The following is a 22,563-nucleotide window of genomic DNA, read 5'->3' as shown; positions in this document are numbered from 1 at the left end:
CGACCTTACGCAACGTGCGAGCCGGTTCGTCACCCGATATCCGCTTTGGCATCCGGTTCGTGATCCGGTTGCGGCTCAGTGCCGGGCCGGGGCTCCGGCCGGGCTCGCGACCGGCCATCCAGGTCGCCATCCGGGTCGGTAGCCGGGTGGGCATCCGGTCTGGTCGAACGCCTGCCTGCCAGCCATCCCGGCGGCGTCCACCGGAGCCCGGTCGAGGCGGGCGCCGCGTCGGCGGCGGCGCGAGGCACCCGGAGCTCCCACTCGGTCCCGGCCGGGGTGGCGGACAGCGTGGCCGTGCCGCCGAGCTCGGTCAGCCGGCCCACGATCGAGCGGCTCACCCCCATCCGGCCGTCGGCCTCGGCCTGGTCCAGCCGGCCCGGGGGGATCCCCGGCCCGTCGTCGCGGACGCTCACCGTCACCGCCTCGCCGTCGTCCTCGAGCAGGATGAACGCCCTGGCGCCCGGAGCGTGCCGGGCGACGTTGTCCAGCGCGGCACGGACGGCGGCGACCAGCTCGGTGGCGACGCTGCCCGCAAGCAGCACCGGGTCGGCCGGGGTGGCGACGGAGATCCCGGCCGCGCCGAGGCCGGTGAGCCGGCCACCGACGTCGATCATGCCGGTGTCGGTCTCGTCGACGGCCTGCTGCATGGCGTGCCCCGAGAACTCCGACAACCCCGAGAGCCCCGACAGGGCCGACTGGCCGACTCGCTCCCCCGCCACCGGCATCGGCTGGCCGTTGACCAGCGCACGCAGCAGTTCGCCCTGCTCGCCGGCGGCGCGGGCGATGTCGCCGGCCTCACCGCCGAGCTCGTTCCCCCGCCGCTGGACGTACGCCAGAACCTGCAGCACGCCGTCGTGCACCGCCCGGGCGAGGCGTTCCCGCTCCGCGGTCCGGGCGGCCAGCTCGGTGGCCCGGGCGCGGTCGGCCGCGGCGCTGCGGGCGAGCGAGGCGGCGTAACCGACCATCGCCCCGGCCAGCAGCAGCAGGAAGAGGTTGCTGAACGTGGTGGAGGTGATGTGTGCCCGGGTGGCGATGTCGGCCGGGGAGATCACCAGGGCCGCGAGGACGCCGCCGATCCAGCCGTACCTGATCGCCCACGCCAGCACGGCCGCGGTCACCCAGTACGTCGGCAGGGTGAAGTCGTGCCGGTTCAGCATCTCCGGGCTGAGGACGTACGGCGTGATCAGGATCGAGCCGACCGCCACCGCGAGGTCGGCGGAGAGGAGCGGCCACCGGCGGCGTTCGGGTGCGTCGTAGGCCCAGGTGGCGACCAGCGTCCAGGCGGAGATGACGGTCAAAACGAGCCAGCCGGTCAGCGGATGGTCGAATCGCTCCCAACGGAACAGGTTGACCGCCAGCGCCTGGGCCAGCACGACGAACCGCAGGACCGCCAGCGCCTTCCACAGCGAGGCCGTGCCGTCGGCGCCGGCGTTCGCGCGCGTACGTCCAGAACCCGGCAGCATCGGCAACCGGCCGCCCGCCCCCATGGTCGGTCCCTCTCTCAGCTCGCCCTGCGGACGGCGGCGCCGTCGGTGCCCGGCTCGTCGGGTCCGGAGCCGGCTGCCTGACCGGTGCCGTTGCCGGAGCCGGTGCCGGAGCCGGTGCCGGAGCCGGACTGGGCCGCGCTGTCCGAACCGGAGCTGCCCGTGGAGCCCACCGACTTCTCACCCGCGTCGCTGCCGCGCCGCTTGCCGAGCTCGTCCTTGGCCTTCTGGGCGTACATGTCGACGTATTCCTGGCCGGACAGCTCCATCAGCTCGTACATGATCTCGTCGGTGACCGAGCGCAGGACGAACCGGTCCTCCTCCATGCCCTCGTAGCGGGAGAAGTCCAGCGGCTTGCCGATCCGCACGCCGGGCCGCATCAGCTTCGGCAGTGCCTTGCCCGGCGGCTGCATCTTGTCGGTGCCGATCATGGCCACCGGGATCACCGGGGCGCCGGAGGCCAGCGCGAGGCGGGCCACGCCGGTCTTGCCCTTGTAGAGCTTGCCGTCGGGCGAACGGGTGCCCTCGGGATAGATCCCGAACAGCTCGCCCTTCTGCAGGAGCTTGTGCCCGGCGTCGAGCGCGACCTGGCTGGCCCGGCCGCCGGTCCGGTCGATCGGGACCTGGCCGATGCCGCGGAAGAACAGCGCGGTGAGGCGGCCCTTGATGCCCGTACCGATGAAGTACTCGATCTTGGCCGGGAACGTGATCCGCCGGGGAAGGACCAGCGGAAGCCACACCGAGTCCGAAAACGACAGGTGGTTGCTCGCGAAGATGGCTGGACCTTCGCGGGGGACGTTCTCGAGGCCGTCGACCCAGGGGCGGAAGACCGTTCTCAGCAACGGCCCCAGGGCGAAGACCTTGAGGAACCAGTAGAACAAACCCCACCTCCGTCTTTGCCCGAGAACCCTAGGCCTCGTCCGGGCCCGGAGCAACGCCGACCCTCCCACGGGTCGTCACCGGGCCGGCCGCAAGTAGTGCGGGCCCGCCCGTGGGGTATCGCCTCTGTGGACCGGATCGGATCGGCGACCTGGCGACGGCCCGGCCGGGGTCCGGACCGACCCCCGGCCGCCTCCGCGCGGGTGAACCGACCGTGACACGATTCCCACCGGACCTCCGCGTCTCCGTCGCGCGACCTTCAGGAGCGTGCCTGTGCGAGTGAAGCCGTACGCCGAACCGCTGTACGCCGGCACCGGGACCGCCGGCGTGCTGCTGTCCCACGGTTTCACCGGCTCGCCCGCCTCGATCAGGCCGTGGGCCACCTACCTCGCCGAACGCGGCTTCCGGGTCGCCGTACCCCGGCTGCCGGGCCACGGCACCACCTGGACCGACCTCGACCGCACCGGCTGGCCGGACTGGTTCGCCGCGCTGGAGCGGGACTTCCTCCGGTTGCGCGAGGAGTGCGAGGTGGTGGTCGTCGGCGGCCAGTCGATGGGCGGCTGCCTCGCCCTGCGGCTGGCGCAGGTGTACGGCGACGAGGTGGACGGGATCGTCCTCGTCAACCCGGCGTTGCGTGGCAACGACCCGCGGCTGCCGGCGCTGCCCGTCCTGCGCCACTTCCTCGCCTCGGTCCCGGCCATCGGCGGTGACATCCACAAGCCCGGCGACCACGAGGGCGCCTACGAGCGGACCCCGCTGACGGCACTGCACTCCCTCACCCGGCTGTGGCGGACGGTGGCCGCCGACCTGCCGTCGGTCCGCGCGCCGATGCTCGTCTTCCGCTCGCCGCAGGACCACGTGGTCGACGGGTCGAGCCTGCGGTTGCTGCGCGCCAGGGTCGGCTCCCACGAGATCGAGGAACACTCGCTCCCCGACAGCTACCATGTCGCCACACTCGACTACGACGCGCCGACGATCTTCACCGAGACGGCCGGTTTCGTCGAACGTCTGTGCCGGACCCTGACCGGGCGGAGCTCGTCCGGTCAGCCGACCGGACGGCCCCCGGCGGGGCCGCCCCCGGCAGGCCCGGACCTGGCAGCTCGGAACGACTCCGGGAGGTAGCGATGCGGGACAACGGTCTGAGCGCCCCGTCGTACGTCGCCATCGCCGACCTCGCCCCCGAGGTCGCCGACACCATGCTGGCGATCCTGGCCGGCGCGCGGGTGGCCGCCTACGCCGACCCGTGCCCGCCGGTCGCGGAGCCGTGCCGGGAGATCCGGCTTCCACCGACTCCGTGTGACCGGCTCTACGTCGACGAGGGTGCGCAGGACCACGCCAAGGCCCTGCTCGGCGAGCAGCTGACGAGGATCCGCGAGGGTGAGGGCGCTCCCGCCGCCTGTGCGCCGGACGCCCCGTCCGACGAGGCGTCCGCCGACGGTCCCGTGGCCGAGGTCGCTCCGGCCGGTACCGGTCCCGGCGACGGCGACCACCGATCCGACGCGGCCCGGATGGCGACCTTCGACGAGGACCGGCTCTGGGCCGAGATCGTGGCGGGCTACGACCGGGTGCTCGAGGACGTCGTACCCCGGTGGCCGGCCATCGAGGACGTCGAGCCGCCGAGCCGGGACGCTGCCGGCGACGGCGATCCGGACAACGTCGAGAACAAGGACGCCGACAGCGGCAAGGCGCGCGATGGCCACAGGGCCGACGGCGACAAGGCTCGCGACACCGTGGCCGAGGATGCCGAGAAGGCCTGGCCAGCGGAGCGGCGCCCGGCCCAGCCCTCGCCGCGGCCGGCGGAGGACCGCTTCGTCCCGCCGCCTCCCCCGCCGCTGCCCAGCCTGGACCCGGTGACGAAGGCGGCCTGGGCCGCCATGCTCGGCGGACCGGCGCTGCTCCTGCTCACCGTGTTCGTCGGCGGTTACCTCCCGAGCTGGTCGGTCGCGTTCGGCGTACTGGCGTTCATCGGCGGGTTCGTCACCCTGGTGACGCGGATGAAGGGCGGCCCGCCGGACGACGACGACGGCGCCATCGTCTGACCGGACGGCGGCCCCGGTCGCGCGAGCATGCCGACCGGCTCAGCGGATGAACTGGTCCACGAAGTCCGCGCCCAGGCCGACCTTCTCGTAGTGGGCGCGGCACAGCTCGATCTTGGTCCAGACGTCCTCGTACCCGATCTGGCGCCCTTCCTCGTCGAGGTAGATCATCGCGCCGGTGATGTTGAAGAACGTCACCATGTCCTCGCAGTCCTCCGGCACCGCGAGGGTGTGGATCTCACCGGGCGGCTCGAACACGAAGTGCCCGGCCTCGGCCACCCAGTCGTGCTCGTAGTAGTGCCACTTGCCCCTGATCACGTAGCCGAACACCGCGGCCGGGTGACGGTGCCGGGACACCACACCGGACCGGGTGACGCGCAGCAGGTTGCACCACTGGCCGACCACGGTGTTGAACAGCAGCGGGCGGAAGAACACGCCGTTCTCCTGCTCGACCCACAGCCGCTCGTCGTCCGGCATCGCGGCGACCGCGATCTCCGGCTGCACTCCGAACGACTCGGTCACCTTGCCGAACACCACGTCGTGGGTGCTGGCCTCGCTCATGGGCGGTCCCTTCGTCTCGGTACACGATCTGGTGGTACGCGATCAGGGGTACGCGACGACACTCACGCGACGAGGTAGCCGCCGTCAACGGGTACGACCGCACCGGTCATGAACGCCGCCGCCGGGGAGGCGAGGAACTCCACCACGCCGGCCACGTCGTCGGGCGTACCCCAGCGGCGCAGCGGCGTGCGGTCGAGGATGCGGCGTTCGGCCTCGGGGTCCTCGCGCAGTGCGGTGGTGAGCTCGGTGCTGATCCAGCCGGGGGCGACGGCGTTGACCCGGATGCCGTCCTCGGCGAACGCGACCGCGAGGGACCTGGTGAGGGCGACGATGCCGCCCTTGCTGGCGGTGTACGCCGGCACCAGTGGCCCGCCGAAGTAGCTCAGCATCGAGGCGACGTTGACGACGCAGCCGGCCGACCTCGCCAGCAACGGCCGGGCGGCCACGCAGGCGCGCATCGTCCCGGTGAGGTTGACGTCGAGGACCCGCTCGAAGACCTCGATCCGGAACTCATCGCGCCTGCGGATGATGCCCGCGCTGTTCACCAGGACGTCCAGGCGTTCCAGGCCGGTGAGGAAGTCGGCGAGCTCGTCCTCCCGCGTCACGTCCACCTCGGCGTACTCCGCGATCGTGCCGGTCCCGTTGGCACCACTGTCGCCGTCGGCACCGCCGTCGCCGCCGGCGCCTTCGGCGCGTACGCCGGGGCGCGCGACGTCGGCGACCGCGACCCGCGCACCCAGCGCGGCGAACCGCCTGGCGACGGCACCGCCGATGCCGCCCCCGCCCCCGACGACCACGACCGAACGGCTCACGGCAGTTCGCCGGTGCGGGCGACCTGGGCGTACCACGCGGCGCTCGACTTCGGGATCCGCACCTGCGTGCTGGTGTCGAGATACACCACGCCGAACCGCTTGCTGTACCCGAAGGACCATTCGAAGTTGTCGTACAGCGTCCACGCGAAGTAGCCGCGCAGGTCGACTCCCTCGTCCATCGCCTGCCGGCAGGCCCGCAGGTGGCCGTCGAGGTAGCCGATGCGTTCGGGGTCGTGGACCTTGCCCTCGTCGTCCACGACGTCCGCGACCGCCATGCCGTTCTCCGTGACGTACAACGGGATCGGCGGGTAGTCGTCGCGCAGCCGCACCAGCAGCCGGCGCAGGCCGTCCGGTTCGATCTCCCAGCCCATGTCGGTGGTCGGGAACCCCTGTGGGACCGATTCCACGTCCTCGCAGCCGACCCACGGCGTGCTGCCCGCCGGCCCGGCCGACTCGCGCTGCCGGACGTAGGTCGGGCTGTAGTAGTTGATGCCGAGTACGTCGATCGGCGCGGCGATCGTCTCGGTGTCACCGGGCTGGATGTGCGCGGTGTCGGTGATGTCCGCGACGTCGGCGAGCACGTCGTCGGGGTAGCTGCCGCGCAGCAGGGGGTCCAGGAACGCGCGGTTGCTGATGCCGTCCACCCGGCGGGCGGCGTCCAGGTCGCCGGGCAGGTCGGTGGCCGCGGACACCGGCCACAGGTTGAGCGTGATGCCGAACCTGTTGGTGGTCTCAGGAGTGACCGCCCGCATGCCCCGGACGGCGAGACCGTGCCCGAGCAGCAGGTGGTGCGCGGCGTGCAGGGCGGCGCGCGGGTCGCGGACGCCGGGCGCGTGCTGGCCGATGCCGTAGCCGAGGTACGCCGAACACCAGGGCTCGTTCAGCGTCGTCCAGTCCGCGACCCGGTCGTGCAGGCGTTCGTACACCGCGGTCGCGTAGTCGGCGAAGCGGTACACGGTGTCCCGCGCCGGCCAGCCGCCAGCGTCCTCCAGCGCCTGCGGGAGATCCCAGTGGTAGAGCGTCACCCACGGCCGGATCCCCTTCTCCTGCAGGGCGTCCAGCAGCCGGAGGTAGAAGTCCAGGCCCGCCTGGTTGATCGGTCCGCGCCCGTCCGGCTGCAGCCGCGGCCAGGCCAGTGAGAAGCGGTACGTGCCGACGCCGAGGCCCGCGATCAGGTCGACGTCCTCGCGGTAGCGGTGGTAGTGGTCGCAGGCGACGTCGCCGCTGGAGCCGTCGCTGACGTTGCCCTGCTGGTGGGAGAACGTGTCCCAGATGGACGGGCGGCGTCCGTCCGCCTCGACCGCGCCCTCGATCTGGTAGCTCGCGGTCGCCACGCCCCAGGAGAAGCCGTCGGGGAACCGCACCGGTGTCGCGTCGGTCATGATCTGCCTTCCTCGTCGCTGCCGGGGTCGTTCCCGCTCTCGGCCAGGATCTGCAGGGACGCCCACAGCTCGTCCGGGATCGGCCAGGTCGCCCAGGCGAGGGTCTGGTCCACGCGTTCCGGCGCGGAGATGCCGACCACCGTGGAGGTGATCAGTGGTTGCCGCAGGGAGTACTGCAGGGCCGCCGCGCCGAGTGGCACGTCGTACGCCGCACAGGTGTCGGCCATGGCGCGCACCCGGGCCAGCAGGCCGGCGTCGGCCTCGCTGTAGGCGTACGTGCGCAGGGCGCCGGGTCCCTTGGCCAGCAGGCCGCCGCCGAACGGCGCGGCGTTGACGACCGCCACCCCGGCGGCCCTTGCCTGCTCGAGCAGGCCGCGGGCGGACTGGTCCACCAGCGTGTAGCGGTTGTGGGTGAGCACCACCTCGAACGCACCGGTGTCCACGAACCGGCCCAGCAGGTCCACAGGTCCGCCGGCCACGCCGAGGTGCCGGGCGATGCCCTGCTCCGCAAGGTCGATCAGCCCCTCCACCGCCCCGCCGGAGGCCGTCGCCGCCTCGAAGCCGATCACCTCCGGGTCGTGCAGGTAGAGCAGGTCGAAGCTGTCCAGGCCCAGGCGTTCCAGGCTCTGCTCGGCGCTGCGCCGCACCTGGTCACCGGAGTAGTCACCGGTCCTCGGGTCGGGGTCGACCTTGGTGGCCAGTACGAAACCGGGCGGCAGCCCACCCTGCTCGGCGATCGCCGCGCCCACCCGGCGTTCGCTCTCGCCGTCGCTGTAGCCGGCCGAGGTGTCGAGGAAGTTGAGCGGGCTCGCCAGCGCCGCACGTACGGTCGCGACGCCGCGCTCGGCCGCCACGTCGTACCCGAAGATCCCCGGCATTCCGCCCAGCACGCCGCAGCCCAGACAGATCGGCGTCACCTCCAGCCCGGTCGAGCCGAGCCGGCGCCGGGCGAGCGGGTGCTTCCCGCCCAGGTCGGGTGGACTCACGTGGCTGGTGTGACTCGTACGGCTCATGCAGCTCCGTCCTGGTTGTGTGCTGTCGGCGTCTGGGGCCAGGCCGAGTGCACGACCTTCGAATCCTCCGGGTGCACCCCGACGGCGGTCAACCGGTGCCCAGGTCAGTGCCCGGGTCGGTGCCCAGATCGGTGCCCAGCTCGACGTCCACCACAACCGGCCGGTGGTCGGAGGCACGGGCCAGCCGGGCGCGGCTCTCGTCGTCGGCCGGCAGGTCGACGGCCCGGCCGCGCACTCCTCCCCCGGACGAGACGAACACGGCGTCGATGCGGGCCCGGGGTTCGCCCGCCGGGAAGGTGTGGGCTCCGTCGCCGGCCACATCCTGCAGTCCGGCTCCGGTGAGCGCGCGCCAGCTCGGCCCGCCGGGGTGTTCGTTCAGGTCGCCGGCCACCAGGACCGGCAGGTCGCCGAACGACCGGACCGTCGCCAGCACCCGGTCGACGTCGCGCACCCGGCCGGCCGCGGACAGGCTCAGATGCACGCCCACCACGCCGAACTTCCTCCCGCCCACACCGAGCGTCGCCGACACCACGCCACGGATCGGGTCGCGGAGCCGTTGCGGGATGCGTTCCTCGGCATGGCCGTGTACGACGGTCCGCTGGTGGGCCAGCAGCAGGTTGCCGCCCGCCGTACGACCGCCCGCGACGTAAAGCAGGCCGGCGGCCCGGGCGAACCCCGCACACCGGGAGCGCCAGCGCAGCAGCTTCGGCGCCTCCTGCACGACAAGGACGTCTGGCCGGAGGTCTTCGACGACCGCCGTCAGGGCGGACAGGTCGTCCCGCAGGCCGTGCACGTTGTAGGTCATCAGCCGCACCGTCGTCACCGGTCGACCGTAGCCGACCCGGCTACGGCAAAGCGCGCGGCTCGGGTCAGGTCAGGTCAGGCCAGGTCGGCTTCGTGCACCAGGATCGCGGCCTGCACGCGGTTGTCCAGGCTGAGCTTGGCCAGCGACCTGCTGACATGTGCCTTCACGGTCGCCTCGCTCATCGCCAGCTCCCGGCCGATCTCGGCGTTCGACAGGCCACGGGCGATGGTGCGAACGACCTCGTGCTCGCGGCCGGTCAGCACCCGCAGCCTTTCCCGGGCCGCCTCCGCCCGGCTGGGACCGCGGTCGGCAAAGGAACTGATCAGCCGTTTGGTCACTTCCGGCGCCAGCATCGCGTTGCCGGCGGCGACGGTCCGGACCGCGGCCACCAGGTCACGCGGCGGGGTGTCCTTGAGCAGGAAGCCGACCGCGCCCGCGCGCAGCGCGGCGTGGACGTACTCGTCCAGGTCGAAGGTGGTCAGCATGATCACCTTCGACGGGGCCGGGGCGCGCCCGATCTCCGCCGCGGCCCGTACGCCGTCCAGCTCCGGCATGCGTACGTCCATCAGCACCACGTCGGGCCGGTGCCTGCTCACCGCGGCGATCGCGTCCCGGCCGTCCCTGGCCTCCGCCACGACCACCACGTCGTCGGCGGCCTCCAGGATCATCCGCAGTCCGGACCGGACCAGCGCCTCGTCGTCCACCACCAGAACACGGATCATGTCGCCGCTCCCCTGTCGTGTGCTGCGTACGGCAGGTCGGTGCCGGCCGTCTCGGTGCCGGCCGTCTGGGTACCGGCCGTCTCGGTGCCGGAACGGGAGGTGCGCGCGGGCAGCACGGCGACGACCTCGAAGCCGCCTCGTGCGGTCGGGCCGGCCCGGAACTCACCGCCCAGCAGGTGAACGCGCTCGCGCAGACCGACCAGCCCGAAACCGCCGCCCGGCCCGGTCGCCTGCCGGGTCGGCGCCTCGTTGCGAACCGTCACCGACACCTCCTCGGGGCCGTAGCCGACCACGACCTCGACCGGCGCCCCCGGCGCGTGCTTGTGCACGTTGGTCAGCCCCTCCTGCACGATCCGGTAGGCCGTACTCCCCACCATCGCCGGCAGCTCCCTCGGCGTGCCCTCGTCCCGGCGGGTGACCTCGACGCCCGCCGCCCGCGACTGCGCGACCAGCCCGGCCACGTCGTCAAGGCCGGGTTGCGGTGTGAGCGGAGCCGGCGCACCGGCCGGCGCGCGTAGCACCCCGAGCACCTCCCGCAGGTTCTCCAGCGCATCCCGCCCGGTGCCCCGGATCAGTTCGGCGGCCCGGGCCGTCCGCTCGTCCGGTGCGTTCACCTCGAGCGCACCCGCGTGCAGGACCATCAACGACACCCGGTGGGCCACCACGTCGTGCATCTCCCGGGCGATCCGGGCCCGCTCCTGCCCGCGTGCCTGCTCGGCCCGGGCAGCCTGTTCGCGTTCCAGGCGTTCGGCACGCTCGTGCAGGCCGGCGAGCACGTCGCGGCGTGCCCGCACCCACAGCCCCACCACCAGGCCCATGCCGATGAACAGCAGCGCGGAGCCCTTGTTGGCAAGGCCGTCCAGCTGCGCGCCGGTGCCAAGGCAGGGTTGACTGCACCCCACCATGTGCACCCCGAGGTCGGTGAAGAAGGTGTACGCCGGAAGGATCACGGCGAGGCATCCGCCCAGGAACGCCGCGAGCTCACGACGCCGGCGCAGGGTGGTTCCGGCGTAGTAGGCGGAGACCAGCAGGCCCGGCCACAGGCCGAGCAGGAGCACCCCGGCCGCCGTCGTGGTGAACAACGGCCACCTGCTCCGTCTGGCCACCCCGGCGGCCACTGCCGTCAGTGAGGTCAGGACGAGCACCACCGGCGCGGTCCAGTCGCGCACCGTCGCGATCGACTGCCCGAACACCGCGGCACCGAGCAGCCACGGCGCGCTCCGGTCGTACGCACGGGCCACCCAGCGCTGCACCCGCTCGCCGACCACCTCGGTCCTGTCCACCTCGACAGGGTAGGACGGACTCTCCGGGTGAGCCCTCGGCCGATCGTCAGCGCACCCACTACCTAAGGATGAGGCCGCACTCGACCACAGGCCGATTCCTGCCGGGTCCGCGTTCGAGAGGGTCGACCGCATGAGGTCCACGACTGGCCCCAGCACCGGGCCAACTATCGGCCCCGACACCGGATCCATTCCCAGCCCCGGCTCGGGCACCACCGCCGGCACGGGCACCACCGCCGGCAGCGCCACCGACGGACGGGACCAGCCGTGACCGAGTCGATCCTGCAGGTGGTCCACGACGTGATGAGCTCGCCGTGGATCTACCTGGCGCTGTTCCTGCTCGCCGCCACGGACGCGTTCCTGCCCGCGGTTCCGAGCGAGAGCGTGGTGATCACCGCGGGGGTGTTCGCCGCGTCGAGCGGCTCGCCGAACCTCGCCCTGGTCATACTCGCGGCCGCCGCCGGAGCATTCGTGGGAGACCACATCTCCTACGCCATCGGCCGCGGCGCCGGCGGCCGGCTGCTCGCCCGGGCCCGGCCGGGCAGCAGGCAGCGCAGGGCGTTCGACCGGGCCGCCGAGGCGCTCGCCGAACGCGGCGGCCTGGTGCTGGTGGTGGCGAGGTACGTGCCCGGCGGGCGGACCGCGGTCACCGTCACCATGGGCGCGCTCGGCTACTCCCGCCGCCGGTTCACCCGCTTCGACATCCTCGCGGCGGGGTCGTGGGCGGTCTACTCCGTACTGGTCGGGTACGTCGGCGGGATGGCGTTCGAGAACGACCCGATCAAGGGTGTGGTGCTCGGCGTCGGCCTCGCGCTCGGGGTCACCGCGCTGGTCGAGGGGGTCCGCCACCTGCGCCGCCGTCGGCGCCTCCGCCGGGCAGAGCCCGCGCGTGCGCTGGTGCCTGCAGGCGACCGGCAGTCGGCCTGAACGACCGGGGTTGTGCGCCGGCGGGCACCCGGCCCGGCGGCGCACAACCCGTCGGGTGCACAACCGTCCGGCTCAGCGCCGGGCGTACAGCTCCGGCCGTGGCGGCAGCTCCACCGGCACCGGGGTGCCCGGCCTGTCCAGCGCCGCCACTCCGGCGGCAGCCGTCACCGTGGCGACGTAGCCGTCCCAGGCGTCGGCACCGCGCTGCTCACCGGCCGCCGCGCCGCTCACCCAGTCCTGCAGCTCGCGCCGGTAGGCCTCGGCGAAACGGTCCCGCCAGTCCAGCGACACCGTGGTGGTCCGGGCGCGCTCGGTCCGGCGGCGCACCCGGACCGGCTCGTCGAGGTACAGCGACCCGAGCTCACCGACCAGCTCGCAGCGCACGTCGTAGCCGTACTGCGCGTTGACGAACACCTCCACGTCGGCCAGCAGCCCGCTTTCGGTGCCGACCAGCACCAGCAGCGGGTCGGTGGTGTCCCCGACGACCCGCGACGACGAGCGCGGCCGGAACACCGTGACCTGGGTGATCTCCTCGTCCAGCAGCCAGCGCAGGACGTCGAACTCGTGCACGGCCGAGCCGGTGATCAGCCCGGAGCTCGGGGTGTTCGGCCTGGACGAGGCGTTGCGGTGAACGCAGTGCGCCAGCAGCGGGGCGCCCACCACGCCCTCCCGCAAGCTCTCCTTGACATCGACGTAACCCGGGTCGTAACGGCGCATGAAGCCCACGCTCACCAGCCGGCGTTCGGCCTTCTCCTCCGCCTCCACGATCCGCAGGGACCCTTCCGGCGCCGGCGTGAGCGGCTTCTCGCAGAGCACCGGCTTGCCCGCCCGCACACAGGCGAGGACCAGCTCCTCGTGCGTCGCGTCGGCGGAGGCGACGAGCACCGCGTCCACCTCGTCGTCGGCCACCAGGTCGAAGGGGTCGGACAGCACGCGCGCACCGTCGATCCCGGCGATCGCGGCCCGCGCCCGCTCGGCGTCCAGGTCGGTGACCGCGCTCACCCGGGCACCCGCGACGGAGGTGTCGATCGTGCGTACGTGGTCCGCGCCCATGATCCCGGTGCCGATCACGCCGACGCGGAGTTCTCGTTCGAGTCCTCGCTCAGCCACGGTCGTTCACCTCCGCACCGAGTGCCGGAACGACCGTGTCCCGGAGGTACTCGATGCTGCGGCGGACGTCGTTGACCGGACCCTCGCCGACTGCGGGAGCGCCGCCCAGCGCGGTGTCCTGCTCGAGGACGTACCACCCGGTGAATCCCGCCCGCTCCAGCTCGACCACCACGCCGGCGATGTCCAGGTCGCCGTCGCCCAGCGGGGCGAACAACCCGCGGCGGACCGCGTCCACCCAGCTGAAGGCGCCCGCGTTGAACTCCGCCGCGACCTCGTTGCGGACGTCCTTCAGGTGCACGTGTCCCACCCGCTCCGGCGCGGACTTCGCCAGCTCCAGCGGGTCCGCCCCGCCGACCGCGAGGTGGCCGGTGTCCAGGCACAACGGAACGTCGGAGCGCGCCAGCAACTGGCGTACGGACTCGGCGGACTCGATCGCCGTCCCCACGTGCGGGTGCAGTGTGGTGCGCATTCCCAGCTCGGTGACCAGGGCCCGCACCCGGTCGAGGTTGTGCACCAGGTGGGCCCACTGGTCCTCGTCGAGGACGACCTTGCTGTCATAGCCCGCCGGCCCCGCGTCCGCGGCGAGCACCACGACCTGCGACCCGGCGGCGGCGAGGGTACGGATCGCCGCGTCCGCCTCGGTCAGGTCGACCTCGGCGCCGACGTGCAGGGTCACCGGCAGAAACCCGCCGACCAGACTCAGCCCGTGCGTGTCCAGTGTGGCCCGGACCGCGTCGGTGTCCGCGCCGAGGTAGCCGGTGGGACCGAGTTCGGTCGCCGCCAGCCCGAGCTCGGCCATCTGCGCGAGCACCAGCGAGGCCGGCAGCTCGTGGCCCCAGCCCGGCGCCTCGCACACTCCCCAGGAAATGGGCGCACCGGCCACCCTGCCGGTCAGAGGTCCCAGGTCCATACGTGTCAACTCCTTGTTGCGTATCTCGTGATGTTGCGGTGTTGCCGTGTTGCGGTCTTGCCGTGTTGCTGTTCTTGCTGTGTTGCTTCGTCACCTCTCGTCGAGCTCGTGGCTCAGCGCCTCCAGCTCGGCACCGCCGGCCATCTCCCGGGTGAGGTCGGCGACGCCCAGGTCCGCCCGCGCGTGACTCCCAGCCATCCTGCCCCGCTTCAACAACACGAAGCGGTCGCCGACGAGATAGGCGTGGTGCGGGTTGTGGGTGATGAACACCACGCCGAGCCCGTCGTCCCGGGCGGCGGCGACGTACTTCAGCACGACCCCGGACTGCTTCACCCCGAGGGCGGCGGTGGGTTCGTCCAGGATCAGCACCCTCGCGCCGAAGTACACCGCCCGGGCGATCGCGACCGACTGCCGCTCGCCGCCGGACAGCGTGCCGATCGGCTGGTCGACGTCGCGCAGGTGGATGCCCATCCGGGCCAGCTCCTCCCGGGTGGTGGCCCGCATCCGCCCGACGTCCAGCCGCCGCAACGGGCCCTTGCCCCTGGTGAGTTCCGAACCCAGGAAGAAGTTCCGCCACACCGGCATCAGTGGCACCACCGCGAGGTCCTGGTACACCGTGGCGATCCCGGCCTCGAGTGCCTGCCGGGGACTCGCGAACGTGGTGGGTGTGCCGTCCACCCGCAGCTCCCCCGAGCTGTGCGTGTGCGCGCCGGAGAGGATCTTGATCAGCGTGGACTTGCCCGCGCCGTTGTCGCCGAGCACACAGGTCACCTCGGCTGCGCGCACCGTGACGCTCACTTCGTGCAGCGCGACGACGCTGCCGTAGGACTTGCCGATCCGGTCCGCCTCCAGCAGCGACGTGCCCGCGGGCGCCGCAGTGGCGCGTTCTCCCGTGGCGTTCACCGGCTCACCTCCGCCCGCCTGCGCACGTAGGTGTTCACCAGCACCGCCGCCAGCAGCATCACGCCGAGGAACGTCTTCAGCCAGTTGTTGTCCCACTGGGCGAAGACGATGCCCTGGTAGGTCATGCCGTAGATGAGCGCGCCGAGCGCCGCCCCGATGGCCGAGCCGTACCCGCCGGTCAGCAGGCAGCCGCCCACAACCGCGCAGATGATGTAGATGAACTCCTGGCCGACGCCGGTGGACGCCTGCACCGTGGACGTACGGAACAACTGCAGCATGCCGGCCAGCCAGCCCGCGGCCGCGGTCGTCATGAACAGCCCGACCTTGGTGGACAGCACGGGTACGCCGACCTGGCGGGCGCTGGTCTGCGCCCCGCCGACGGCGAAGATCCAGTTGCCGGCCCGGGTTCTCAGCAGCACCCAGGTGGCGACGGCGGCCAGTCCGATCCACCAGGCGATGGACACCTGGAACACCGTGCCGAAGATCGCGACCGTCGAACCGAAGATCCACTTCACGTCGTAGAAGCCGGGCACCCGGTCCAGACCCTGCACCGCCACCTGCCCGATCAGCAGCTTCGTGACCGCGAGGTTGAGGCCCTGTAACACGAAGAACGTGCCGAGGGTGACGATGAAGCTCGGCAGCCCGGTCCGCATCACCAGCAGGCCGTTGCCCGCACCGACCAGCAGGGCGAAGACCAGCGCCAGCACCACCGCCAACCACACGTTGACACCGGAGTGCGTGGTGAGGATGCCGACGATCAGGCCGGTGGAGCCGACCATCGTGCCCGCCGACAGGTCGAACTCCCCGCCGATCATCAGCAGCGCCACCGCGATCGCCATGATCCCGAACAGCGCCGCGGAGTCCAGCCAGGTGGCGACGCCACCCGGGGTGAGGAACGTGCGCGTCATCGCGGAGAAGAACACGAACACCGCCACCGCCGCGATGGCCGCGCCGACCTCGGGCCGGCGGAGTATCCGGGTGAGCGTGCTCACCGCGCTCGGGGAGTCCTCGGCCGGCGCGGGTCGCTCGGGTCGCTCGGGTTGCTCGGGGCCTGGTTCGGCCTGTGTACGAACGGGTTCGGTGGCCATGACGTCACCGGGTCCCGCGCTCGGCGAACTTCCGGACCTGCTCGGCGTTGTCCTTGGTGACGAAGCCGGGCCCGGAGTAGACCGGCTGACCGCCGCCGACGTCGTTGCCGTTGCGGATCTTCAGTGCGACGAACACCACCGGCAGATAGCCCTGCAGATAGGGCTGCTGGTCGACGGCGAACAGCATGTCGCCCCGCGCGATCGCCGCGCAGATGTCGGCAGACACGTCGAACGTCGCCAGCTTCGCCTTGCTGCCGGCCTCCTGCCGGGCGGAGACGGCGGCCTTGGCGATCACCGGGTTGAGGGTGAGCACGCCGTCGACACTCTTGTCCGCGAGCAGCTGGGCCTTGATGGTGTTCTGCGCGTCGGCGACGTTGGAAACGTCCACCTGCAGGTTGCGGACCGTCCCGCCGAGAGTCTTGCGTACGCCGTTGCAGCGCGACTCCAGCCCGACGTTGCCGGCCTCGTGCACCACGCACAGCACCTTCTTCACCCCGGCTTCGGAGAGCTTGCGACCGGCCGCCTCGCCGGCGAGTTCCTCGCTCTGACCGACGTGGGTGACCGCGCCGAACTCCTTGTACTTCTCCAGGCCGGAGTTCATCGTCACCACCGGGATGCCGGCCTTGACCGCCTGGCGGACGCTGTCCTTCACGCCGTCCGGGTTGGCCATCGACACCACCAGTCCGTCCACCTTCGAGGCGACCGCGTTGTCGATCAGCTGACTCTGCCGGCCCGGGTCGCCGTCACCGTTGTAGGTGACCTTGACGTTCTCGTCCTTGCCCGCCTGGTCCGCGCCGGACTTCACGATGTCCCAGAAGGCGTCGCCGGCCTGGCCGTGGGTGACGACGGCGACGGTGAGGTCGGCCTTCGCCGTACCACCCTTGTCGCCGCCTGCGTTGTCTCCACCACCCTTGTCCGCGCCACCTCCGGCAGCGGCACCCCCACCGCCGCCCGCGTCGGTGCCGGACTGCTGCGGCGCGGAGTTGGAACAGCCGGCCAGGGTGAGCATCGCCGCCACGGCGCACACACCGAGCCCACGGATGAGTCTCATCGGTCCTCCCCTTCGGAGGTACGGATACAACCGGGCTTCACTTCGGAACCTGCGTAGCTGCCTTGCTGCGTTGCGGTGTCGCCGTACGAACGTCGCTGTGTCGCTCTGCCGTCGTGTCACTACGTCGCTGCGTTGCTGCACTGCTGCCCTGCGGGTCACGCCGTGGTCGGTCGTTCCGGCCTGCCGGGGTGGGTCTCCTCTTGGTTCTCCGCCGCTACGTCAGCCCGCCGTCGGGAAGTTGAACGCCGCGTCGTTGACGTGCTCCACGTGCGGCCAGCGGGCGGTGATCGCCTTGCCCCGGGTGTAGAAGCCGACGCCCTCAGGACCGTGGACGTGCCGGTCACCGAACAGCGAGTCCTTCCAGCCGCCGAAGCTGTAGAACGCCATCGGCACCGGAATCGGCACGTTGACGCCGATCATTCCCACGGTGACCTGACGCTGGAACGTCCTCGCCGCCTCGCCGCTGTCGGTGAAGATCGCGGTGCCGTTGCCGTACGGGTTGGCATTCACCACCGCGATCGCCTCGGCCAGCGTCTCCGCCCGCAGCACCACCAGGACCGGGCCGAAGATCTCCTCCTGGTAGACGCTCATCGCCGGCGTCACCTGGTCGAGGAGGTTCGGGCCGACGAAGAAGCCGTCCTGGTGGCCGTCGACCCGCAGGCCGCGGCCGTCCACGACCAGCTTCGCGCCCTCCGCCGTACCCTGCTCGACGGCCGCGACCACCCGGTCCCGGGCCTGCGGGGTGACGACCGGTCCCATCTCGGCCGTGTCGTCCACGCCCGGGCCGACCTTCACCGCCGCGGCGCGTTCGCGCAGCTTCTCCACCAGGGCGTCGCCCGCGGCGCCGACCGCCACCACGGCCGAGATCGCCATGCAGCGCTGGCCGGCCGAACCGTACGCGGCCGCGGTGATGTGGTCCGCGGCGAAGTCCAGGTCGGCGTCGGGCAGCACGACCGCGTGGTTCTTAGCGCCACCGAGCGCCTGCACCCGCTTGCCGGTCTTCGCGGCGTTCTGGTGGACGTACTTCGCGATCGGGGTCGACCCGACGAACGACACCGCCGCTACGTCGGGGTGCTCCAGCAACGCGTCGACGGCTTCCTTGTCACCCTGCACGACGTTGAACACACCGTCGGGCAGACCGGCCTGCTGCCACAGTTCGGCGATCAGCCGGGACGCCGACGGGTCCCGCTCGGACGGCTTGAGCACGAACGTGTTGCCGCAGGCGATCGCGATCGGGAACATCCACATCGGCACCATGACCGGGAAGTTGAACGGCGTGATGCCGGCCACCACGCCGAGCGGCTGCCGGAACGAGTACGCGTCCACCCCGGAGGAGACCTGCTCGGAGAACTCGCCCTTCAGCAGTTGGGGAATCCCGCAGGCGAACTCCACCACCTCCAGCCCGCGCAGCACCTCACCGCGCGCGTCGGAGACCACCTTGCCGTGCTCGGCGGTCACGGCCCTGGCCAGGTCGTCGACGTGGCTGTTCACCAGCTCGCGGAATGAGAAGAGGATCTTCGCCCGCTTGCTGACCGACACCTCCTGCCAGCCGGCGAACGCCTTCGCCGCGGTCTGCACGGCGAGGTCGACGTCGGTCGGCGTACCCAGCACCACCTCGGCCTGGCGTTCGCCGGTCGCGGGGTTCCACACCGGACCGCGGCGGGTCGAGGTGCCCGCGGTCGGCGCACCGCCGATCCAGTGCTCGATGACGGGCGTGGTGCTGCCGGTGCTGCCGGTGCTGGTGGAGTCGCTGGTGGACATGACCTGAACCTTCTTCTTGGTAGGTGCCGAACGCCTTCTGCCGTACGCCTTCTGCGGGACGCCTTACAGGTAGCCCCGCTGGCTGGCCTTGTTCTTCTCGTACTCCGCCCGCGCCCGTTGCGTCGCCTCGAGAGTGGAGACCTCGGCGACGGGTACGTCCCACCAGGCCGGGGAGTCGGGCGCGCCGGTGAGCGGGTCGGTCTCCACGTGCACGAGCGTGGTGCGGGTCGCCTCCCGCGCCTTCGCCAGCGCGGATCGCAACTCGTCCAGGCTGCCGGCGCGGATGACGTCGGCGCCGAGGCTCGCGGCGTTGGCGGCCAGGTCGACCGGAAGCACGTCACCGTCCAGCGCGCCGGTCTTGGGGTTGCGGTAGCGGTAGCTGGTGGCGAAGCGCTCGGAGCCGACCGACTCCGACAGCGAGCCGATCGAGGCGTAGCCGTGGTTCTGCACCAGGACGATGGTGAGCTTGACGTTCTCCTGCACCGCGGTGACGATCTCCTGCGCCAGCATGAGGTAGGAGCCGTCGCCGACCAGGACGATCACCTCGCGGTCCGGCGCGGCCATCCGCACACCGAGGCCGGCGGCGATCTCGTAGCCCATGCAGGAGTAGCCGTACTCCACGTGGTACTGCTTCGGGTCCCTGGCACGGAACAGCTTGTGCAGCTCACCCGGCATACTGCCGGCGGCGTTGATCACCACGCCGCGCTCGCCCGCCGCCTCGTTGACCGCGCCGAGCACGGCGGTCTGGGCGAGGTTGGTGGGCGCGGTCGCGGCGTACGCACCGTCCACGACCCGCTGCCAGTCGCCGGCCAGCTCGGCCGTGCGGGCGCGGTAGTCCTGGTCGACCTGCCAGCCGGCGAGGCGTTCGCTCAGCGCTGTCAACGCCGCCTTGGCGTCGGCGACCAGCGCGAGCCCCGCGTGCTTGGCCGCGTCGAAGGACGCCACGTTGACGTTGACGAACTTCACGTCCGGGTTGGCGAACACGCTCCTGGACGCGGTGGTGAAGTCGCTGTAGCGGGTGCCGACGCCGATCACCACGTCGGCCTGCGCGGCCAGCTCGTTGGCGGCGGTGGTGCCGGTCGCGCCGATGGCGCCGACGGCGGCCGGGTGGTCCCATGTCAACGAGCCCTTGCCGGCCTGGGTCTCCGCGACCGGAACGCCTGTCCTGGCGGCGAAGTCGGCCAGCACGTCGGGCGCGCCGGAGTAGATCACCCCGCCGCCCGCGACCAGCAACGGCTTACGGGCCGAGCGGATCAGCTCGACGGCGCGGTCCAGTGCGGCCGGCTCCGGCACCGGGCGGGCGACGTGCCAGACCCTGCGGGCGAAGAACTCCACCGGCCAGTCGTGGGCCTCGGCCTGCACGTCCTGCGGCAGCGCGAGGGTCACCGCGCCGGTCTCCGCCGGGTCGGTGAGCACCCGCATCGCGGCGAGGGCAGCCGGGACCAGCTGCTCCGGGCGGTTGATCCGGTCCCAGTACCTCGAGACCGGGCGCAAGGTGTCGTTGACGGAGACGTCGTAGGACCGCGGGTCCTCCAGCTCCTGCAACACCGGGTTGGCGACCCGGGTGGCGAAGATGTCACCCGGCAGCAGCAGGACGGGGATCCGGTTGATCGTGGCCAGGGCCGCTCCGGTCACCAGGTTGGTGGCGCCGGGCCCGATGGACGTCGTACATGCGAACGTCTGCAGCCGGTCCCGCAGCCGGGAGAAGCCGACCGCCGCGTGCACCATCGCCTGCTCGTTGCGCGACTGGTAGTACGGCAGCTCGTCGGGGTCGGCGTGCGCGGCCTGCGCCAGCGCCTGGCCCACACCCGCGACGTTGCCGTGCCCGAAGATGCCGAAGCAGCCGGCGAAGAACCGCTGCTCCACCCCGTCGCGCTCCGACCACTGCGCGGCCAGGAACCTGACGAGGGCCTGCCCCACCGTCAGCCGGACCGTGGATGCGCCGTCGCTCATCGCTGCCCTCCCATGTTCGTCGTCGGTTCCGTCAGCTGGTTCGTCGTCGGTTCCGTCATCGCGGTCTTCATCGCTTCGCCGTCAGCGGCAGCCGGGAGTCGACCGGCTGGTCGGTCCAGGTGTCCCGGATCCAGCCGTGGGCCGGGTCGTCGCAGATCAGCCAGGCCCGGTCGGGCGAGGGTCCGGCCATCACGTTCAGGTAGTACAGGTCGTAGCCGGGCACCGCCATCGACGGTCCGTGCCAGCCGTGTGGGATCGTCACCACATCGCCGCTGCGGACCTCCGCGAGCACGTCGATCGGACGCTCCGGGGTTCCGTAGACGCGCTGGTAGGCGACGCCGGGACCGGTGGGGCCGTCGGCCACCTCGAAGTAGTAGATCTCCTCCAGCGGGCACTCCTGCCCGGGCCGGTCCTCGTCGTGCTTGTGCGGCGGGTACGACGACCAGTTGCCGCCGGGAGTGAGCACCTCGACCGCGATCAGCTTGTCCGCCTCGAAGACCCCCGCCGCGGCGAAGTTGTGCACCTCGCGGCTGCACTGCCCGGCGCCGCGCATTTCGACCGGTACCTGGTCGGCGGGGCCGTACCGCACCGGCAGCCGTCGGTCGCAGCGCGCGGACGGCAGGGCCACCCGGGCGCCGGCACGCGAGGACACCGTGACCTCGGCATCGCGCGGGACGTAGACGAAGTCGCTCACGCCGGAGAACACGTCCGCCCGGCCGGTCAGGTCGTACGCCGTACCCTCGCACTCCACGCGGACGTCCTGCCCTGAAAGCGGCAGCACCACCAGTTCCTCCTCCCCCGTGGAGAAGGTGTGCGAGCCACCGGCGGCGAGGTCGAGGTTGTAGAGCCCGCTGTAGGTCCAGCCGGCCTGCTTGGGCGTGAGCCGCAGGCTCCAGCCGTCCTCGGCCAGCGACCCGGCGGGTAGGTGGTGGTTCACGATGCCTCCAGGTCCGTCGGGTCCGTCGGGTCCGAAGTCGGGAGCAGGCTCACGGCGGTGTCGACCGCGGCGGCCACGTCGTCGCCGGGCGGGTAGAGCAGCGAGCGCCCCACCACCAGCCCGCGCACGGTCGGCAGCGTGAGCGCCTTCGCCCACCGCGCGTACGCCGCGTCCGGGTCGGTGGCGACCTCTCCGCCGAGCAGCATCACCGGCAGGGCGGTCGCGGCGGCCACGCGTTCCATCTCCCCGGCGTCGGCGACAACGGGCAGCTTCAGCCAGGTGTAGGCGCTGGTGGTGCCGAGCCCGGCGGCGATCACCGCCGACCGCAGCACCGCCTCGCCGCCCAGGTCGTTGGCCAGCCGCCCGTCGACCCGGCGGGACAGGAACGGCTCGACCAGCGCGATCCGGCGCTGCTCGGCCAGCCCGCTCACCGCACGTGCGCAGCTTTCCAGCGTGGTCGCGGTGCCGGGGTCGGCGAGGTCGATGCGCAACAGCATCTTGCCCGCGTCCAGGCCGTGCCGGGCGATGCTCGCCGGGTCGTACGCGGTGAACCGGTCGTCCACCTCGAACGCCGCGCCCGGCAGACCGCCGCGGTTCATCGAGCCGATGACGACCTTGTTGTCCAGGGCTCCGAGCAGCAGCAGATCCTCGATCACGTCCGGCGCGGCGAGCACACCGTCCACGCCGGGACGATCGAGGGCGACCAGCAAGCGGCCGAGCAGTTCGGCCCGGTCGGCCATCGCCAGGCCGCGCTTGCCCGCGGCCAGAGCTCCGCGCGCCGGGTGGTCGGCGGCCACGATCATCAGCCGGCCGCTCGGGCCGACCAGGGGGCGGCGGCGACGTTCGGCGTAGGCCCGGGCGACCGCCTCGGGATCGGTGAACCGCCTTGTGGCCAAGGCCTGCACGTCCACGGCCGCGGCCGTCCGCGAGCCGGCCAGGGCGGACGCGT

At 72.1% G+C, this 22,563-nt stretch carries 22 protein-coding genes; 4 read left to right on the top strand and 18 right to left on the bottom strand.

Annotated features, from left to right (window positions below):
- Positions 1 to 29: 29 nt before the first annotated feature.
- Positions 30 to 1,487, bottom strand: a complete 1,458-nt coding sequence (gene macS, locus FHR37_RS07435) for a MacS family sensor histidine kinase (protein WP_202818185.1) — start codon at positions 1,485 to 1,487, stop codon at positions 30 to 32.
- A 14-nt stretch (positions 1,488 to 1,501) separates the two neighbouring features.
- Positions 1,502 to 2,365 carry a lysophospholipid acyltransferase family protein gene (locus FHR37_RS07430; protein WP_092884945.1) on the bottom strand — a complete coding sequence of 288 codons (864 nt, stop codon included), beginning with the start codon at positions 2,363 to 2,365 and terminating at the stop codon, positions 1,502 to 1,504.
- A gap of 265 nt (positions 2,366 to 2,630) precedes the next feature.
- Between FHR37_RS07430 and FHR37_RS07425 the strand changes: the two genes are divergently transcribed.
- Entirely contained in the window at positions 2,631 to 3,485 is an 855-nt protein-coding gene (locus FHR37_RS07425) for an alpha/beta hydrolase (RefSeq protein WP_237768913.1), read from the top strand.
- 2 nt (positions 3,486 to 3,487) lie between these two features.
- Positions 3,488 to 4,402, top strand: a complete 915-nt coding sequence (locus tag FHR37_RS07420; protein WP_092884949.1) for a hypothetical protein — start codon at positions 3,488 to 3,490, stop codon at positions 4,400 to 4,402.
- A gap of 39 nt (positions 4,403 to 4,441) precedes the next feature.
- On the opposite strand, the gene FHR37_RS07415 is transcribed toward FHR37_RS07420, so the two are convergent.
- The 7 genes from FHR37_RS07415 to FHR37_RS32955 form a co-directional block, all read right to left on the bottom strand.
- A complete protein-coding gene (locus tag FHR37_RS07415; RefSeq protein ID WP_092884951.1) occupies positions 4,442 to 4,960 on the bottom strand; it encodes a 2,4'-dihydroxyacetophenone dioxygenase family protein in 519 nt (172 codons plus the stop codon).
- Positions 4,961 to 5,022: 62 nt separating this feature from the next.
- Positions 5,023 to 5,772, bottom strand: coding sequence for an SDR family NAD(P)-dependent oxidoreductase (locus FHR37_RS07410; RefSeq protein ID WP_092884953.1), 750 nt, complete (start codon positions 5,770 to 5,772; stop codon positions 5,023 to 5,025).
- Positions 5,769 to 7,154, bottom strand: coding sequence for a GH1 family beta-glucosidase (locus tag FHR37_RS07405; RefSeq protein WP_092884955.1), 1,386 nt, complete (start codon positions 7,152 to 7,154; stop codon positions 5,769 to 5,771). Before FHR37_RS07405 ends, FHR37_RS07410 begins: the two co-directional genes overlap by 4 nt.
- Positions 7,151 to 8,167 (bottom strand): aldo/keto reductase, encoded by a 1,017-nt coding sequence (locus FHR37_RS07400; protein WP_092884957.1) that lies wholly within the window; start codon positions 8,165 to 8,167, stop codon positions 7,151 to 7,153. The genes FHR37_RS07405 and FHR37_RS07400 overlap by 4 nt, the downstream gene beginning before the upstream one ends.
- 88 nt (positions 8,168 to 8,255) lie before the next feature.
- A complete protein-coding gene (locus FHR37_RS07395; RefSeq protein ID WP_092884959.1) occupies positions 8,256 to 8,990 on the bottom strand; it encodes an endonuclease/exonuclease/phosphatase family protein in 735 nt (244 codons plus the stop codon).
- Between the two features lie 56 nt (positions 8,991 to 9,046).
- Complete coding sequence (locus FHR37_RS07390; RefSeq protein WP_092884961.1) at positions 9,047 to 9,694, bottom strand: response regulator; 648 nt, start codon at positions 9,692 to 9,694, stop codon at positions 9,047 to 9,049.
- Positions 9,691 to 10,977 carry a sensor histidine kinase gene (locus tag FHR37_RS32955; RefSeq protein ID WP_202818186.1) on the bottom strand — a complete coding sequence of 429 codons (1,287 nt, stop codon included), beginning with the start codon at positions 10,975 to 10,977 and terminating at the stop codon, positions 9,691 to 9,693. Before FHR37_RS32955 ends, FHR37_RS07390 begins: the two co-directional genes overlap by 4 nt.
- 130 nt (positions 10,978 to 11,107) lie before the next feature.
- On the opposite strand from FHR37_RS32955, the gene FHR37_RS07380 reads away from it, so the two are divergent.
- Both FHR37_RS07380 and FHR37_RS07375 read left to right on the top strand, forming a co-directional pair.
- On the top strand, positions 11,108 to 11,245 hold the full coding sequence (locus FHR37_RS07380; RefSeq protein WP_175542611.1) for a hypothetical protein: 138 nt from the start codon (positions 11,108 to 11,110) through the stop codon (positions 11,243 to 11,245).
- Positions 11,242 to 11,901, top strand: coding sequence for a DedA family protein (locus FHR37_RS07375; protein ID WP_092884963.1), 660 nt, complete (start codon positions 11,242 to 11,244; stop codon positions 11,899 to 11,901). Before FHR37_RS07380 ends, FHR37_RS07375 begins: the two co-directional genes overlap by 4 nt.
- 72 nt (positions 11,902 to 11,973) lie before the next feature.
- On the opposite strand, the gene FHR37_RS32950 is transcribed toward FHR37_RS07375, so the two are convergent.
- From FHR37_RS32950 to FHR37_RS07330, 9 genes are all read right to left on the bottom strand, one after another.
- Entirely contained in the window at positions 11,974 to 13,011 is a 1,038-nt protein-coding gene (locus tag FHR37_RS32950; protein WP_237768914.1) for a Gfo/Idh/MocA family protein, read from the bottom strand.
- On the bottom strand, positions 13,004 to 13,921 hold the full coding sequence (locus FHR37_RS07365; protein WP_092884965.1) for a TIM barrel protein: 918 nt from the start codon (positions 13,919 to 13,921) through the stop codon (positions 13,004 to 13,006). Before FHR37_RS07365 ends, FHR37_RS32950 begins: the two co-directional genes overlap by 8 nt.
- A gap of 90 nt (positions 13,922 to 14,011) precedes the next feature.
- Positions 14,012 to 14,824, bottom strand: coding sequence for an ATP-binding cassette domain-containing protein (locus FHR37_RS07360; protein ID WP_092884967.1), 813 nt, complete (start codon positions 14,822 to 14,824; stop codon positions 14,012 to 14,014).
- Positions 14,821 to 15,912 (bottom strand): ABC transporter permease, encoded by a 1,092-nt coding sequence (locus tag FHR37_RS07355; RefSeq protein ID WP_092884969.1) that lies wholly within the window; start codon positions 15,910 to 15,912, stop codon positions 14,821 to 14,823. The genes FHR37_RS07360 and FHR37_RS07355 overlap by 4 nt, the downstream gene beginning before the upstream one ends.
- A 4-nt stretch (positions 15,913 to 15,916) precedes the next feature.
- Entirely contained in the window at positions 15,917 to 16,963 is a 1,047-nt protein-coding gene (locus FHR37_RS07350; RefSeq protein WP_092884971.1) for a sugar ABC transporter substrate-binding protein, read from the bottom strand.
- A gap of 219 nt (positions 16,964 to 17,182) precedes the next feature.
- Positions 17,183 to 18,724 carry a CoA-acylating methylmalonate-semialdehyde dehydrogenase gene (locus tag FHR37_RS07345; RefSeq protein ID WP_092884973.1) on the bottom strand — a complete coding sequence of 514 codons (1,542 nt, stop codon included), beginning with the start codon at positions 18,722 to 18,724 and terminating at the stop codon, positions 17,183 to 17,185.
- A 63-nt stretch (positions 18,725 to 18,787) separates the two neighbouring features.
- Positions 18,788 to 20,677 (bottom strand): 3D-(3,5/4)-trihydroxycyclohexane-1,2-dione acylhydrolase (decyclizing), encoded by a 1,890-nt coding sequence (gene iolD / locus FHR37_RS07340; RefSeq protein WP_092884975.1) that lies wholly within the window; start codon positions 20,675 to 20,677, stop codon positions 18,788 to 18,790.
- 67 nt (positions 20,678 to 20,744) lie between these two features.
- Positions 20,745 to 21,614 (bottom strand): 5-deoxy-glucuronate isomerase, encoded by an 870-nt coding sequence (iolB, locus tag FHR37_RS07335; RefSeq protein WP_092884977.1) that lies wholly within the window; start codon positions 21,612 to 21,614, stop codon positions 20,745 to 20,747.
- The gene (locus FHR37_RS07330; RefSeq protein WP_092885109.1) at positions 21,611 to 22,525 is read right to left on the bottom strand and encodes a Cgl0159 family (beta/alpha)8-fold protein; all 915 of its coding nucleotides are present in this window, start codon (positions 22,523 to 22,525) and stop codon (positions 21,611 to 21,613) included. The genes iolB and FHR37_RS07330 overlap by 4 nt, the downstream gene beginning before the upstream one ends.
- Positions 22,526 to 22,563 lie beyond the last annotated feature (38 nt).

Origin of the sequence: Actinopolymorpha cephalotaxi, from assembly GCF_013408535.1 — a bacterium.
In the GTDB taxonomy this organism is placed as follows: Bacteria; Actinomycetota; Actinomycetes; order Propionibacteriales; family Actinopolymorphaceae; genus Actinopolymorpha; species Actinopolymorpha cephalotaxi.
Note: the sequence above shows the minus strand (reverse complement) of the source record. Positions and strands in the feature narration are given on the sequence as shown.